The organism is Sediminibacterium soli (assembly GCF_009939225.1).
Taxonomy (GTDB): Bacteria; Bacteroidota; Bacteroidia; order Chitinophagales; family Chitinophagaceae; genus Sediminibacterium; species Sediminibacterium soli.
This window is the reverse complement of the sequence record NZ_JAACJR010000006.1, coordinates 625,237-639,234: the sequence shown is the minus strand read 5'-3', so window position 1 is coordinate 639,234 and position 13,998 is coordinate 625,237. Positions and strand designations below refer to the sequence as shown.

The 13,998-nt window shown below is 51.4% G+C and carries 17 protein-coding genes; 8 read left to right on the top strand and 9 right to left on the bottom strand.

Annotation, left to right across the window (positions count from 1 at the left end; translation table 11 throughout):
- Positions 1-7 precede the first annotated feature (7 nt).
- Both GWC94_RS06820 and GWC94_RS06815 read right to left on the bottom strand, forming a co-directional pair.
- Positions 8-1,294, bottom strand: coding sequence for an amidohydrolase (locus GWC94_RS06820; protein ID WP_161834278.1), 1,287 nt, complete (start codon positions 1,292-1,294; stop codon positions 8-10).
- 17 nt (positions 1,295-1,311) lie between these two features.
- Positions 1,312-2,829 (bottom strand): serine hydrolase, encoded by a 1,518-nt coding sequence (locus tag GWC94_RS06815; RefSeq protein WP_161834277.1) that lies wholly within the window; start codon positions 2,827-2,829, stop codon positions 1,312-1,314.
- 172 nt (positions 2,830-3,001) lie between these two features.
- On the opposite strand from GWC94_RS06815, the gene GWC94_RS16790 reads away from it, so the two are divergent.
- On the top strand, positions 3,002-3,445 hold the full coding sequence (locus tag GWC94_RS16790; protein ID WP_235918473.1) for a YqaE/Pmp3 family membrane protein: 444 nt from the start codon (positions 3,002-3,004) through the stop codon (positions 3,443-3,445).
- A gap of 76 nt (positions 3,446-3,521) precedes the next feature.
- On the opposite strand, the gene GWC94_RS06805 is transcribed toward GWC94_RS16790, so the two are convergent.
- Positions 3,522-5,081: an acyl-CoA mutase large subunit family protein gene (locus GWC94_RS06805; RefSeq protein WP_161834276.1), complete on the bottom strand. Its 1,560-nt coding sequence runs from the start codon at positions 5,079-5,081 to the stop codon at positions 3,522-3,524.
- A 33-nt stretch (positions 5,082-5,114) separates the two neighbouring features.
- Positions 5,115-5,618, bottom strand: a complete 504-nt coding sequence (locus GWC94_RS06800) for a DUF7935 family protein (protein ID WP_161834275.1) — start codon at positions 5,616-5,618, stop codon at positions 5,115-5,117.
- Between the two features lie 132 nt (positions 5,619-5,750).
- Here GWC94_RS06800 and GWC94_RS06795 point away from each other — a divergent pair, with 132 nt between their 5' ends.
- Positions 5,751-6,095 (top strand): HesB/IscA family protein, encoded by a 345-nt coding sequence (locus GWC94_RS06795; RefSeq protein WP_161834274.1) that lies wholly within the window; start codon positions 5,751-5,753, stop codon positions 6,093-6,095.
- Between the two features lie 101 nt (positions 6,096-6,196).
- Here the strand turns inward: GWC94_RS06795 and GWC94_RS06790 are convergent, their stop codons facing one another.
- The gene (locus GWC94_RS06790; protein WP_161834273.1) at positions 6,197-6,478 is read right to left on the bottom strand and encodes a DUF721 domain-containing protein; all 282 of its coding nucleotides are present in this window, start codon (positions 6,476-6,478) and stop codon (positions 6,197-6,199) included.
- An 83-nt stretch (positions 6,479-6,561) separates the two neighbouring features.
- Complete coding sequence (gene recF, locus GWC94_RS06785) at positions 6,562-7,644, bottom strand: DNA replication/repair protein RecF (protein ID WP_161834272.1); 1,083 nt, start codon at positions 7,642-7,644, stop codon at positions 6,562-6,564.
- A 75-nt stretch (positions 7,645-7,719) separates the two neighbouring features.
- Here recF and pyrR point away from each other — a divergent pair, with 75 nt between their 5' ends.
- From pyrR to coaD, 3 genes are all read left to right on the top strand, one after another.
- Complete coding sequence (gene pyrR / locus GWC94_RS06780; protein ID WP_161834271.1) at positions 7,720-8,241, top strand: bifunctional pyr operon transcriptional regulator/uracil phosphoribosyltransferase PyrR; 522 nt, start codon at positions 7,720-7,722, stop codon at positions 8,239-8,241.
- A 119-nt stretch (positions 8,242-8,360) separates the two neighbouring features.
- Entirely contained in the window at positions 8,361-9,287 is a 927-nt protein-coding gene (locus GWC94_RS06775; protein ID WP_161834270.1) for an aspartate carbamoyltransferase catalytic subunit, read from the top strand.
- 154 nt (positions 9,288-9,441) lie between these two features.
- On the top strand, positions 9,442-9,921 hold the full coding sequence (coaD, locus tag GWC94_RS06770) for a pantetheine-phosphate adenylyltransferase (RefSeq protein ID WP_161834269.1): 480 nt from the start codon (positions 9,442-9,444) through the stop codon (positions 9,919-9,921).
- A 115-nt stretch (positions 9,922-10,036) separates the two neighbouring features.
- Here coaD and GWC94_RS06765 read toward each other — a convergent pair whose 3' ends face one another.
- Together GWC94_RS06765 and GWC94_RS06760 are read right to left on the bottom strand one after the other, a co-directional pair.
- Complete coding sequence (locus GWC94_RS06765; protein WP_161834268.1) at positions 10,037-10,633, bottom strand: 3-keto-disaccharide hydrolase; 597 nt, start codon at positions 10,631-10,633, stop codon at positions 10,037-10,039.
- 162 nt (positions 10,634-10,795) lie between these two features.
- Positions 10,796-11,227 carry an NUDIX hydrolase gene (locus GWC94_RS06760; protein ID WP_161834267.1) on the bottom strand — a complete coding sequence of 144 codons (432 nt, stop codon included), beginning with the start codon at positions 11,225-11,227 and terminating at the stop codon, positions 10,796-10,798.
- A 68-nt stretch (positions 11,228-11,295) separates the two neighbouring features.
- Between GWC94_RS06760 and pyrE the strand changes: the two genes are divergently transcribed.
- A complete protein-coding gene (gene pyrE / locus GWC94_RS06755) occupies positions 11,296-11,931 on the top strand; it encodes an orotate phosphoribosyltransferase (protein ID WP_161834266.1) in 636 nt (211 codons plus the stop codon).
- Positions 11,932-11,942: 11 nt separating this feature from the next.
- Entirely contained in the window at positions 11,943-12,350 is a 408-nt protein-coding gene (locus GWC94_RS06750; protein WP_161834265.1) for a heavy-metal-associated domain-containing protein, read from the top strand.
- Between the two features lie 96 nt (positions 12,351-12,446).
- Here GWC94_RS06750 and GWC94_RS06745 read toward each other — a convergent pair whose 3' ends face one another.
- Complete coding sequence (locus GWC94_RS06745; RefSeq protein ID WP_161834264.1) at positions 12,447-12,893, bottom strand: LEA type 2 family protein; 447 nt, start codon at positions 12,891-12,893, stop codon at positions 12,447-12,449.
- A 390-nt stretch (positions 12,894-13,283) separates the two neighbouring features.
- Here GWC94_RS06745 and GWC94_RS06740 point away from each other — a divergent pair, with 390 nt between their 5' ends.
- A complete protein-coding gene (locus GWC94_RS06740; protein WP_235918472.1) occupies positions 13,284-13,889 on the top strand; it encodes a WbqC family protein in 606 nt (201 codons plus the stop codon).
- The last annotated feature ends 109 nt before the right edge of the window (positions 13,890-13,998 follow it).

Genomic DNA, 13,998 nt, shown 5'->3' with positions numbered 1-13,998 from the left:
TTACCGTTTATTTTTTAGTAGCGTAGTCGAACACCAGTTGCGTGAACGCCCTTATCCCCGCATCCAGCCGGCTGTCGTCGATCACAAAATCGGGCGTGTGGTGCGCAGGGGCCTGGTCCATGGTGTATTTGGGACTGCGTGCGCCGAGATAGAAAAAGAAAGCCGGCGCCTTGGTCCCGTAAAATGAAAAATCTTCTGCACCGGTCACCCAATGATAAGGTTCCACATTAGCGGCGCCAAGCGCTTTCTGTAACGAAGGAACAGACTGGGCCACCAGTTTCGGATCGTTATAGGTAACCAGTGTTTTGGTGTCGATCAATACTTCAGCGGTGGCGCCATAGGCATCGGCAATGCTTTTTGCTGTTTTGCGGATGCGCTCGTGCACTTCCTGCTGCATTTTACTGTCGAGCGTGCGGATGGTTCCCTGCATCACCGCTTCTTCGGGAATGATATTGGGACGAACACCCCCGGTGAATTTACCAACGGTAATGATCACGGGCGCCTTGGTCAGGTCCATCTGCCGGCTGACAATGGTTTGCAGGTTCTGTATGATAGCGCTGCCCACCACGATGGGGTCTACGCTTTTCCAGGGTTCTGCACCATGGCTTTGCCGGCCTTTTATTTTAATGGTGAACCAGTCCGAAGAAGCCATGAACGCTTCTGGTTTGTAATATACTTTGCCCAGGTCGCCAAAAGCTTCGATATGAATCCCGAATACCGCATCCACTTTCGGGTTGTCGAGCGCGCCCTGTTTGATCATCAGCGGCGCCCCGCCTTCTTCGTTATCGGGTGTGCCTTCTTCTGCAGGCTGGAAAAGGAACACCACCGTTCCGGGAACATCGTTTTTCATTTTTGCCAACACCTGCGCGGTGCCCAGCAGCATCGCAATATGCGAATCGTGTCCGCAGGCATGCATTACCCCAACCTGCTGCCCATTGTATTCGGTGGTTACTTTTGAACGGTAGGGAAGATCGTTGCGCTCGGTAACGGGCAGCCCGTCTATATCAGCGCGCAGGGCCACAACAGGCCCGGGTTTACCGCCTTTCAGTACGCCTACCACACCGGTGCCTGCCACCACCCTGGTGGCGATACCCATTTCTTTCAGCTGGGTTTCTATTTTTTTGCCGGTGTTGAATTCCCTGTTGGATAACTCGGGATACTGGTGAAAATACCGTCTCCATTCAATCACTTTTGGTGTGGTTTCCTTTACGAGTTGTTCATAACCCGAAGGCAGTTGCGCCGATGCAGCAGTTGCCATAAACGATGCCAGCAGAACGACCGATCTTTTTGTCATATACAGGTATTGTGTGTTTATTTTTTTGTGAAAATATAGGGCGCGTATTCCACGAAATCGCTCGCCTTGATGCTGACCGATTCCACTTTACCGTTGGCGAGCATAAACCTGGTTGCGAAAATACCGAATGCGATATGGTTATAGCGCATCAGCCATTCACCGTTGTCCATGTATTGCAAAGACGCTTCGAGCGAGCGATGGCTGTTGAATTTGATATTGAGTCCGTCGCCTTTCTTCGAAACGGTGATGCTGCCATACAATTCATTTTCATAATTGCCGGTGAATGCGGCGAGCGGGAGAGGGGGTGTGTTGCCTTTTACCCTTGCTTTCCATGCGTTGATCTCATTCACCGAACTGTCCATTTCTTTGCGGTGGTTGCCGAGCTGCTGCCTGCTCCTGTCGGTATAAGGCATGCCAAGATAGGCGTCCATCAACTGGTAACGCAGCAGCTCGAAAAATTCCTGGTTATCGTTGTTTGTAAGGATCACGATGCCGAGTTTTTCTTCCGGGATAAAGCAGGTGCTTGTCACAAACCCGAATGCGCCGCCGGTATGGGTGAATACCTGTCTTCCGTTGTAATCGTTCATAAAAATGCCCAAACCATAGCCGTTGAAATGAATCGGGTATACCGCATTCTTCCTGCTTGAAATGGCGGTGTTCATGTCCCTTGTCTGGCGAACCACCGCCCAGGGCAGTACGCGCCGCCCATCTATCCGGCCGCTGTCGAGCTGCAGCATCAGCCACCTGGCCATGTCTTTTACACAGCTTACCATGCTGCCTGCCGGGCCTAAATTATCCACCTGGTCATAGGGCAGTTCTTTCAGCGTGCCGCCGAATGCATTGGTATACGGGCGGGAGGCATTGGGACGCTGGCCGATGCCGGTGGTAAGGGTATGGGTGTTGGTCATACCTGCCGGAACCACCAGGCTGTCGTATACATATACCTCCCAGGGCTTGCCGGATACTTTCGGAATCACCTCGCCCGCGGTAAGAAAACAACTGTTGCAGTAGCCATAACTCTGACGAAACCTGCCTGTGGGCTTGAGCAGTTGCATCCTGTCCATGATCTCGCTGCGGCTGAGCCGGGTATTCCAGAAAACGAAATCTCCCTGGAAAGTGCCGGTGCCGAGGTGGTGCCCGAGCATATCGCGTATGGTCACCAGTTCGGTCGTATTCCTGTCGTATACCCTGAAACCCGGAAAATATTTGGTGATCCTGTCGTTAAGCGACAGCCTGCCATCGTATTCCAGCTGTGCAAGCGCGGTGCCTGTAAACAGTTTGGTGTTGCTGGCAACCAAAAACAGCGTGTTCTCATCCACCGGTTCATGGGTGCTGGTATTACGCTCGCCGTATCCTTTCATCACCACGATCTTCCCGTCTTTTACAACGGCAATCGCCAGTCCGGGTATATCCCAATCCTTCATACCGCGCTGCACAAAAGCGTCCAGGCTGTCTTTCACGAAACGTTCGCCCTGTGCCAATGCGGCGATACCCGGCAGACAGAAAAGCAGGTAACACAAAAAAGCCTTTTTCATAACGTGTGTTGACGGGGGAAGATAAGGAATATACAGGGGTTTTGCCCGGTCGCCGGTCTTGCCCCATGTGTGAATTATGCAAAACTTTTTCCTAATCGTGTAAACAGATGCCGGTCGGTCGCCCGAACTTTACAATGGAACCGTTAAAATTCATTTACCAAAAACCAGCCTGATGAAAAATTTTACCCTCTTATTTTTTGCACTGATCTCCTGTTTCGGTCTCAACGCTTCTTCCGTGGTTTCCGAACCCACCGACAAAACCGTTGCGGGAACCAAGGTAACCGGAGAAAAAGAACTGGTGCTCGACAACGCAGCTGTAACGGATGCCATGCGCGAATTCAAAAGCCTGCGCCGCACCGACCGTAAAGCCCGTATTGCCCAGGCCAAAGCTGTGCTGAAAGAATTCAAGGCCCAGAAAAAAGCCGCCAGGGAAGCTGCCGCACCCGAGCCATCCACCAACACCGTGCTGCTGGTCATCCTGGCTATCCTGCTTCCGCCGTTAGCGGTAGCCCTCCATGAAGGCGGTATCAACGGAAAGTTCTGGCTGAGCCTGCTGCTCACGCTGCTGTTCTGGATACCCGGTGTGATTTATGCGCTGATCGTGGTATTGTCGTAACAACATCAGCAACGAATGACCGGCAGCAGTGAGCCATGTTCGCTGCTGCCGGTTCACTGTTGGTACTGGTTACTGATTATTTATGTTCGCCGAACTCCCGGCGTAACACATCGGCAATTTCGCCGAGGGTGCAGTGGTTTTCCACGGCTTGGATCACTGCGGGCATCAGGTTGCTTCCATCCCGGGCGCAGCGGCCGATGGTTTCGAGACATCGCGCAACCTGTTGCTGGTTACGCTGCTGTTTCAGTTTCCTGAGTTTCTCAGATTGAAGGGTGCGGATATGGTCGTCTATTTTAAAGCCCGGAACCGGCTGCTCCGTATCCACCGTAAACCTGTTCACGCCCACGATGATCTTTTCCCCGCTCTCGATCTGCCGCTGGTATTCATACGCACTTCTGGCGATCTCGTCCTGCATAAAACCGGCCTCGATGGCGTTTACGCTGCCGCCCATGGCATCAATTTTTTCCATTAACTGCCAGGCTTTTGCTTCCACTTCGCCGGTCAGCGCTTCTACGTAATAGCTGCCGCCCAGCGGGTCTGCGGTATCGGGGGCACCGCTCTCAAAAGCCACTATCTGCTGTGTGCGCAGGGCTATGCGTGCGGCTTCTTCCGTGGGCAGACTCAGTGCCTCGTCGTATCCGTTGGTGTGCAGGCTCTGTGTTCCGCCCAGTACGGCCGAGAGTGTCTGAACCGTTACCCGGCAGATATTGTTCAGCGGCTGCTGTGCGGTAAGTGTGGCGCCGCCTGTTTGCGTGTGAAAACGGAGCATCAGCGCTTTTTCATCCGTGGCGCCGAGTTCTTTCATGATCCCCGCCCACATCCTTCTCGCCGCGCGGAATTTGGCCACTTCTTCAAACAGGTGGTTATGCGCGTTGAAGAAAAAAGAGAGCCGTTTGCCAAAAACGTTGATATCCATTCCTTTTGCCAGTGCCGCCTGAACATAGGCTTTGCCATTGCTGAGGGTAAAAGCAATTTCCTGTACCGCCGTGCTGCCTGCTTCGCGGATATGGTAACCGGAAATGGAGATGGTATTCCATTTTGGTAATTCCCTGCTGCACCATTCAAATATATCGGTGATGATGCGCATGGAGGGTTTGGGCGGATAGATATAAGTGCCCCTGGCCGCATATTCTTTCAGTATATCGTTCTGTATGGTGCCGCTGATTTTGCCCAGGTCGGCCCCCTGTTTTTTGGCAAGCGCCACGTAAAGGGCAAGCAGGATAAAACCCGTTGCGTTGATGGTCATGGAGGTACTCACTTCTTCCAGCCTGATGCCCTGGAAAAGTATTTCCATATCGGCCAGACTGTCGATGGCCACGCCAACCTTACCCACTTCTCCTTCCGCCAGCGGATGATCGCTGTCGTAACCGATCTGGGTAGGCAGGTCAAACGCCACGCTCAGTCCCATCACCCCCTGCGAGAGAAGGTAATGATAGCGTTTGTTGCTTTCTTCCGCGGTGGAAAACCCGGCATACTGGCGCATGGTCCAGCGTTTACCGCGGTACATATCGGGCTGAATGCCCCTGGTATACGGGTATACGCCAGGCGCTTCCGCGGCAGTTTCAGGCCCGGGATGCGGGTAGTAGACTTTTTTTACCTCGATACCGCTGTCGGTGTATACTTTCTTTTCGGTCATGGCAATCGTATGGGCTTTGAAAAGAACCGGGTGTCAGAGTAATTTTTTGGCTTCAAAACTGATGGCCTGGCTTACCAGTTCGGGCAGGTTGGCCTGTTTGTCCGTTACAAGAAAATCGAGCAATGCGCGGTTCAGATCCATTCCCTGGGCCTGTGGCGCAAGCGTTGCCGCCACCTGGTTGATCAGCAGCAGATTTTTCTCTTTCAGGCTTTTTACCGCATTCCATACTTCGGCGCTCACATAGATCTGCTGCGTAATATTGTAATCGAATTCATCGCGGAGGTTTTTCGTCAGCAGAAACTGCATCTCGCGTGCGGTCAGTCCCTCGGCCGCCGTACGGCTGATCAGGCCGGGAATGGCCATACGGTCTGCCAGCAGGGCCAGCCTTTCATAGGCCTGCAACTGCAACGCAGTTGATTTAGGCGCCGCGGGTAATACAGGTTCGGTTTTCCCGGCGGATTTATTGGTCAGCACATAATACAGTCCGCCAACCACGGCGACGCCGATCACGATCGTTAAAAGGGTAGTTGAATCCAAAATCGCTGTTTTGGCAAAAATAGCAGGATGTGGGCTCTGAAAATACAGGCCGACGAAATTCCTTCTCTCGTAAGTTTTACCAGTTTCTTTAACAGGTTTCGGTGTAATTTCGTCCCGCAAAAAAGATTGACTATGACCACCGCAACCTCTGCTCCTGTAACCCTTACCGAAGGCGCCATCAATGAACTGCGCAGACTGATGGGGGAAGAAGGATTTGATGTATCGCAACGCCTGCGCATCGGCGTAAAGGGCGGCGGCTGCAGCGGTATGACCTATGTGCTGGGATTTGACCAGCCCACCGATGAAGACGAACGCTTCGAGATAGAAGGCATTCCCTGTGTCATGAACAAAAGCCACGGGTTATACCTGTACGGCATGGAAGTGGACTGGCAGGGCGGACTGAACAGCCGTGGTTTTACTTTCAGCAATCCGAATGCCAGCAAGACCTGCGGTTGCGGAACTTCTTTTGCCGTGTAGACGGAGATTGGTATATTGTTGAATGGCTGAATGGTTACATTGTCGCAGATGGCAAAAACAATTCAGCCATTCAACAATACAACCCTGTAACAGGGTAATTCCTACTGGATGATCACCTCGCTGACCACTTTTTCACCAAAAGCTTCGTTCACCCTTTCGATGATCTGTTTTTTCTGGTAAAGGAGTTCGTTTTTCAGCGGGCCCACGGCTGTGGTAATAAAGAGCCTGTCCTGTATGATCTGGATCTTATCGGTATACTTTGCGATCGTTTTTCCCATCAGTGTTTCCCAGATATCTTCGATCTGTACCGCACGTACTCCGTTGCGCAGCGGGCTCTTGCGCAAAAAACCTTTGATGGCATCGCCAATATGGGATTCAGACATGGTGCAAAGATAAGAATTGGGCAGGACGCATGGGTACGGAAAGGAATTTGACCGGAATGCTTTTTTCAGGCCCGGCAGCCGGCTTACAAACCGATAAGCTGAAAATGCACGCCGGTATGCCTGAGGTTTGCATCCAGGCGCTCGAAATGGGTGTCGGAAATAAATACCTGGCCATCGCTCTCGGCACAGACCCATCGCAGCAGCTGCAGCATACGCTGCTCATCCAGTTTTTCAAACACATCGTCCAGCAGCAGGATAGGGGTGAACTGTTTGGCTTCCTGTATTACCTGCCATTCGGCCAGTTTCAGCGCAAACAACAGGCTTTTTCTTTGTCCCTGCGAGGCTTCGGATTTAAACGGAACCATGTTCATTGTAAATACCAGGTCGTCGCGGTGTACGCCCGTATGGGTTCGCTGCAGCTGGCTGTCGCGGTGACGGTTTTCCCGCAGCAGGGCCGCAAAATCGCCGTGCAGCAGGGGGCTTTCGTAGGCAAGGGATATGCCGTCGTCGCTGCCCGCAATCCGCGTATAGATATTGCCTGCCAGCTGCAAAAAGCTGCTCAGAAACTGTTTCCGTTCGCTGAATACGGCATTGCCTTTTTCAACCAGCTGGTCGCTCAGCACCTGCAGCAGCGCCTCATCCATCCGGCCATATTCCGCGGCCTGTTTCAGCAGGCTGTTGCGCTGCTGCAGCAGTTTATTGTAGTCGATCAGGGTAAGCAGGTACGACCTGTTGATCTGGGAGAGCAGGGTATCGAGAAATTTCCGCCGCTCCTCGCTGCTGCCCGTTACCAGCACCAGGTCGTCGGGGGCTATCATAACACAGGGAAAACGGCCGATATGATCCGAGAACTTTTTGTATTCCTCCCCGTTCAGCAGCAGTTCCTTTCGGTTGTTCTCGCGCAGTATGCATACCAGTTGCCGGGCCGTACCGTTCAGCAGGTAATTCCCTTCGAGCCGCATACCGGCCATGCCATGGTGAACATTCTGGCTATCGGGTCTGGAAAAATAGCTGCGCGAAAAAGAAAGGTAGTAGATCGCATCTAGCAGGTTGGTTTTGCCGGTGCCGTTGCTGCCGTAAATACCGACCACCCTCTCCGAAAAAGTGAACGACCGCTGTACATAATTGCGGAACTGGGTAAGTGCAAGGGATTGCAGGCGCAGCATGGGGCAAATTACATCCATCGCACCGAATAATTTACAGTATGCCGGAAAGCATTTATTTTTAGTAAAAATTCGGCCTTGAAGACGATCCTTTCTGAACAACAATTGGCGCTTACGGTAAAAAGACTGGCACACCAGATACTGGAAAACAATGTATCGCTTTCGGATACGGTGATCATCGGTCTGCAGCCCAGAGGCATTTTTCTCAGCGACCGCATCGTTCATGAACTCAGGAACATCGTTAACCCCGGACTGATACAATACGGCAAGCTGGATATTACGTTTTACCGCGACGATGTCCGCAAAAGCCTGCATATTGCCAATGCAACCGATATCCCGTTCAGTATCGAAAACAGGAAAGTGGTGCTGATCGACGACGTGCTGTACACCGGCCGCACCATACGCGCCGCGCTGGATGCACTGCTGGATTTTGGAAGACCCTCCAAGGTATCGCTCTGCGTGCTGATCGACCGGCGCTTTAACCGTGAATTGCCGATACAGCCCGATTATGCCGGCAAAACCATCGACACCTTTGTTTCCCAGAAAGTAAAAGTGTGCTGGAAGGAAAAAGACGAGGTGGATGAGGTGGTGCTGATATGAGGTTGGTGATCTGTGGTCTGTAGTTGGTTCGACGTTCACCGGGCTTCAATCCAAACCACAGGCTACAAACCACAAACCCTCCCTCCATATCCAAACTTTTTTCCTACTTTTGATTTTTAATGAAACTATCTACCAAACATCTTCTTGGTATCAAGGATCTGAACAGGGAAGATATCCAGCTCATTCTCTCCACCGCTGAGCAGTTCAAGGAAGTTTTACAAAGACCGGTAAAGAAAGTCCCCTCATTGCGCGATGTTACGATCGTAAACCTGTTTTACGAGAATTCGACGCGTACCCGTATGTCGTTTGAGCTGGCGGAACGCCGCTTATCCGCCGATGTGCTGAATTTTGCGGCCAGTACCTCTTCTTCCGCAAAAGGCGAAACGCTGCTGGATACGGTGAACAATATCCTGAGCATGAAAGTGGATATGGTAGTGATGCGTCACAGTGCTTCGGGCGCGCCGCATTTTCTGGCAAAGAATATTCCCGCTGCCATTGTCAATGCCGGTGACGGTATCAACGAACACCCCACACAGGCATTGCTGGATGCATTTTCGATAAAAGAGAAACTGGGCAGACTGGAAGGACTGAAAGTGGCCATTATCGGCGATATCATGCACAGCCGGGTGGCTTTGAGCAATATGTACCTGCTGAAAAAAATGGGAGCGGAGATACTGGTGGCCGGTCCGCCCACGCTGATCCCGAAATACATCGGTGAAGCGCTGGATGTAAGGGTGGAATACAACCTGAAAAAAGCCCTGGAATGGTGCGATGTGGCCAATGTGTTAAGGATACAGCTGGAACGCCAGAACCAGCCGCTGTTCTCATCGCTGCGTGAATACAATCTTGCCTACGGCATCAAACGCAGGCTGCTGGAAGACCTGAGTAAGGAAATCGTGATCATGCACCCGGGGCCGATCAACCGGGGGGTGGAGTTGGACAGCGATGTTGCCGACGGCCCGTATTCCATCATCCTTAACCAGGTTGAGAACGGGGTGGCCGTACGGATGGCCGTACTGTATCTGCTCGCTGACAGGGAAAACTGAGGATTAGCGAATTAGCTAATTAGCGGATTATGGATTTGCGGATTAGGGAGTAGGGGCAATTGATTTTCGGAAGCAACCATTCGCCTGTAAGCTACTTCCTGTCTGAATCAATCCGCTAATCCATCATCCGTGAATTCTTTAAATCGTATACATCATGCAACGCATCTGCTTATTTCCCGGAACTTTTGATCCTGTGACCCTTGGTCATATCGATATCATCGACCGTGCATTGCCCTTGTTCGATAAAATCTATGTGGGTATCGGTATCAACGCGGCTAAAAGTCCCATGTTCAGCGCGGAGCAGCGGATGGAATGGTTCAAGGAGATCTATAAAAACCAGCCGAAGGTGGAGAGCGTGGTATACGACGGGTTAACCGTGAATTACTGCAGGGAAATAGGCGCTACGTTTATCCTGCGCGGCATACGCTATGTCAGCGATTTTGAATACGAAAAAACGATCGCCGATGCCAACCGCACACTCGATAAAACCATCGAAACCATTTTCCTGACAGGAGAACCCAAATACACATCGGTGGCATCTACCATCGTACGCGATATACTGCGCAACGGCGGTAACGCCTCGCAGTTCCTGCCCGAAGTGGTCAACAGGTCACTGGTGCAGCACGGGGGGTAGGTGGAGCATTGCTGTATGGTTATATGGCTGTATTGTTTCCTTGTTTTGCAGCAGCCAGCAAGCCATTAAACAATGAAATGATACAGCCATTTACCGAACCCATCCCGCATTCAACTTATTTCAACTCCTCGATAACCAGGTTTTTCCAACGCACTTTGATACCGCCGCCGTCGTGGATCTGGAGGGCGATGAATCCGTCACCCTTGCCGACCTTTTCGTCTGTGATGGAGATGATCGGGTGACCGTTGAGCCAGGTGCTTACCGCATCACCGTTCACTTTTATCTTCATGGTATTCCATTCGCCCATTTTCAGCCATTGTTCGTCTTCGGGTTTGGGTTGTATCATCCAGCCGCGGCCGTAAGACTCGTACACACCGCCGCTGTGTTTACCCGCCGGGGCAACTTCTACCTGCCAGCCGCTGATCTTTACGCCGTCGATCGAAGAGCGGAAAAAGACACCGCTGTTGCCGTTGGCTTCCTGTTTGAAATCGAGGGTAAGGATGAAATTTTTGTACGTTTTGTTGGTAGACAGGTAACCATACTGCTTGTCGGGTCCGCTTTCGCAAACCAGTTCCCCGTTGTCCACGTACCATTTTTCCGTTCCGTGGATCGTCCAGTTGTTCAGGTCTTTCCCGTTAAAAAGCGGTTTCCCCTGTGCGTAAGCGGCCGCTGCTATCACGATCGCAAGTAATGTGGCAAGTTGTTTTTTCATGACAGGAAAGTACGAAGGATTATGGATTAGTGGATTACGGATTAGTGAATTAGCGGATTCTCTGCGGTAAAATCGGGAAAACGTTCACCGCAGAGACGCGGAGGACCAGGAGTTTCGCAGAGAAATAATCCACCAATCCATAATCCACTAATCCGTAATCCGCTAATCCACCAGTCCCTCCACCCTCGCTTTTTCAACGATATCGAGGATATTGGGGTAGGTGTTTTCGAGGCATTTCCTCAGTTCTGCGTCTTTTACCCAGCGTATGTCAGCGATGTCTTCTTCTGTTTGGGGAATAAGTGGCTGGGTGGAATCGGCGGTCATCGCGTACCAGTGGGATTCCTTGATTACGTCTTCTCCCAGGTATTTGTCGAAGTATTCGTGGTAGCCGATGCCGATCAGCTGGCCGAGCCGGATGTTCCGGAGACCGGTTTCTTCCTCCACCTCGCGTACGGCGCATTGCTCGATGCTTTCGCCTTTATCGAGTTTACCTTTGGGCAAATCCCATTTTCCCCGGCGGTGGATCATCAGCAATTCATTTTTTTCGTTCAGCACCAACCCGCCGGCGGCGATGATCAGAGGTTTGTTTTTCATGCCTCAAATGTGCCGCCAAATTCCCGATTTCCCAATTTCAACATCCCAAATGGGCTTACTTTCGCGTCATGACAAATGAAAAAGCTGTTGCCGAAAAACTCCTCCAGGCGGGCGCTGTAAAACTCAGCCCCGAAAATCCGTTTACCTGGGCCAGTGGCTGGAAAAGTCCGATCTACTGCGATAACCGCAAAGTGCTGTCCTTTCCTTTTGTGCGCGATTTTATCAAGAGCGAGCTCTGTAATGTCATATTCGAGCATTTCCCCGAAGCTAATATGCTGTCCGGCGTGGCTACTGCCGGCATCCCCTGGGGGGCGATGGCGGCCGACCAGTTAAAATTGCCCTACAGCTATGTGCGTCCCAAACCCAAGGAACACGGACTGGGCAACCAGATCGAAGGATCCGTTGAACCCGGGCAGAAAGTGCTGGTGATAGAAGACCTGATCTCTACGGGTAAAAGCAGCCTGCAGGTGGTGGACGTGCTGCGCAGCGCCGGCGTAGAGGTAGTGGGTATGGTATCGATATTTAACTATGGCTTTGCATTGGCCGGCAGGGCATTTGCCGATGCAGGCGTATCTTTCCGTTCGCTAACGGATTATCCCACGCTGATCAGCCTGGCGCTGGAAAAAGGACAGGTAAACGCCGATGCGGAAAAACAGCTGCTGCAATGGCGCGAGGATCCGGCCGGCTGGAAAGGAATCCAATAATCAGTCATACTATGAAAAAAACGATCGCAGTAGCTGCCGTTTGCATGGGATTGGGTCTTGCCGCAAACGCCCAGCAGCCCAAACCGCTATGGATCACCATCAAATCCGCCAACCTCAAATGCTGGGAATGCAAGGAGAAGCTGGAGAAATTCCTGATCGTAGAGAACAAGTCCAATATGGAAAGCGGTATTGCCCAGTGGAAGATCAACCTGCTGCAGGGAGAGATCAGGCTGCAGTACCTGCCCGATCGCACCAACCCCGAAACCATCCGGGCCGCCATCAACAATGCCGGTTTTGATGCCGATAACGAAAAAGCCGAGGCCGATGCCTACAAAGCCCTGCCCGCGGCCTGCAAACGCGCCGAAGAAGGCGGCGGCCCCCAGAAAGGCAAACCCTGCCATGTACCACCGGTGAATTGATTGCCGAAGGAGGGATTGCCGATGGCCGATTGATTCCGCGGTCAATCACTTCTCCATCGGCAATCTGCAATCGCCCTTCCGCAATCCCTCCGTCCTTCAGAACAGGCTGAGCTTGTGCCTGGCTTCGTAGTTAAAAGGCACTGTGGCAAATATCCCTGCCTTGCCCACGCGTGTGGTTCCCTTTACGTTTACCAGCACTTCCTGGCTGAACAGCATGGTCAGGCTGTTCTTGAGTACGGTTTTCATGTCCACCATGATTTTCGACGGCAATACAAATTCCGCGCGGCGGGAGATATGCATCAGCGTATCCAGCTGGAATTTTCCCAGATAGGTATTGTCTACGTACACATCGCAATCCACCCTTCTCAGGTCAACCCCAAAACCGTTGGGGTTATAGTAGACCAGGTCCATCGACAGCGCTGTCTGGTCGAATCCCACCGTCTCCACTTTCAGGTTTTTCAGGTCGCGGTATTCAAAAGCCTGCGGTTTGCTGCAGGAGGCAAACAGCAGTGCAAGACCGGCCAGCACGAGATATGTTTTCAAGAAAACGAATTTGTCTGCAAAATAACTGAGGCGTCTTGTATTTCCGCAGACCGCCGCATCAATGTAAAAATTTAGCCATCCGGCTGCTGGCTGTGTACAGAATGTGAAATAGGGTAGCCGTGGCCGGGATTACCTTTACCTGTTGGCAAAGCCCGCGGCCCCGGTTGGAAAGGGCCGGAAAACCGCGTTTTATTTATACTAAAAAAAGTAGTATTTTGATGTCAAAAGAAAAAAATCTGAAGGCCAAAATAATTAGTGTTACTAATTTGTATTTAAACTATTATTAATCAATATATTGATTGATTATAAATTAACTTTTAATATATTGATATTTTGGACTATTTCCGCTAATTCAGGCTTGTTTTAAAGAACGTTTAGTATTTCCATCTTATGAGTAGTGTATTAATTGATAGTCAGTTTTTTGGAACGATTAATTACATCAACACTTTGTTTCAGTATTCAAATATCATTATTGAATCATGCGAAAGCTTCCGGAAAATGAGTTTCCGCAACCGTTGCCTGATTGTGGGGAGCAACGGGCTGATCGGTTTATCGCTGCCGCTGGTGCAGGGACGCGATCACCGGCAGTTGATGAAAGACGTGCGGATCAATTACCAGGGCCGCTGGCAGGCAGAGCAGCTGCGCACCCTCGACTCCTGCTATGCGCGGTCGCCCTATTACGAATACTACCGGGATGAGGTGCGATCGCTGTGGGAGCAAAAGCATCCTTTGCTGCTGGAGAAAAACGGGGCCGCCCTGCAATGGCTGGCCCGGGTGTTTTCCTGGAAAGGGCGGATCGGGTATACCGAAAAATACCAGGCTGTCTATGACCCGGCCGAGGTAACGGATATGCGCAACCGGATACTCCCAAAAAATTACCGGCAATGGCCCGCACCCAGGTATACCCAGGTATTTGAGGAGCGCACCGGTTTTGCGCCCAATCTCTGTATCCTGGACCTGCTGTTCTGTAACGGGCCCACCTTAAATACTATTTAAAAAACTTCGTTTTACGGTTTTCCGGCCGCTAATAATCGATTCTTATCGGCTGAAAGCCTATTTTTATTATTTATTCGATTTCCTAATCATTGTTTTGCTAAAAATCCCC

Bases quoted from the DNA above. Each gene is read 5' to 3' on its own strand.
- GWC94_RS06775 (WP_161834270.1), top strand. From the start codon at position 8,361: ATGAAACTATCTACCAAACATCTTCTTGGTATCAAGGATCTGAACAGG.
- GWC94_RS06760 (WP_161834267.1), bottom strand. From the start codon at position 11,227: ATGAAAAACAAACCTCTGATCATCGCCGCCGGCGGGTTGGTGCTGAAC.
- GWC94_RS06740 (WP_235918472.1), top strand. From the start codon at position 13,284: ATGAGTAGTGTATTAATTGATAGTCAGTTTTTTGGAACGATTAATTAC.
- GWC94_RS06820 (WP_161834278.1), bottom strand. From the start codon at position 1,294: ATGACAAAAAGATCGGTCGTTCTGCTGGCATCGTTTATGGCAACTGCT.
- GWC94_RS06790 (WP_161834273.1), bottom strand. From the start codon at position 6,478: ATGTCTGAATCCCATATTGGCGATGCCATCAAAGGTTTTTTGCGCAAG.
- GWC94_RS06815 (WP_161834277.1), bottom strand. From the start codon at position 2,829: ATGAAAAAGGCTTTTTTGTGTTACCTGCTTTTCTGTCTGCCGGGTATC.
- GWC94_RS16790 (WP_235918473.1), top strand. From the start codon at position 3,002: ATGAAAAATTTTACCCTCTTATTTTTTGCACTGATCTCCTGTTTCGGT.
- pyrE (WP_161834266.1), top strand. From the start codon at position 11,296: ATGACAAATGAAAAAGCTGTTGCCGAAAAACTCCTCCAGGCGGGCGCT.
- GWC94_RS06795 (WP_161834274.1), top strand. From the start codon at position 5,751: ATGACCACCGCAACCTCTGCTCCTGTAACCCTTACCGAAGGCGCCATC.
- GWC94_RS06805 (WP_161834276.1), bottom strand. From the start codon at position 5,081: ATGACCGAAAAGAAAGTATACACCGACAGCGGTATCGAGGTAAAAAAA.
- recF (WP_161834272.1), bottom strand. From the start codon at position 7,644: ATGCTGCGCCTGCAATCCCTTGCACTTACCCAGTTCCGCAATTATGTA.
- GWC94_RS06750 (WP_161834265.1), top strand. From the start codon at position 11,943: ATGAAAAAAACGATCGCAGTAGCTGCCGTTTGCATGGGATTGGGTCTT.
- GWC94_RS06765 (WP_161834268.1), bottom strand. From the start codon at position 10,633: ATGAAAAAACAACTTGCCACATTACTTGCGATCGTGATAGCAGCGGCC.
- coaD (WP_161834269.1), top strand. From the start codon at position 9,442: ATGCAACGCATCTGCTTATTTCCCGGAACTTTTGATCCTGTGACCCTT.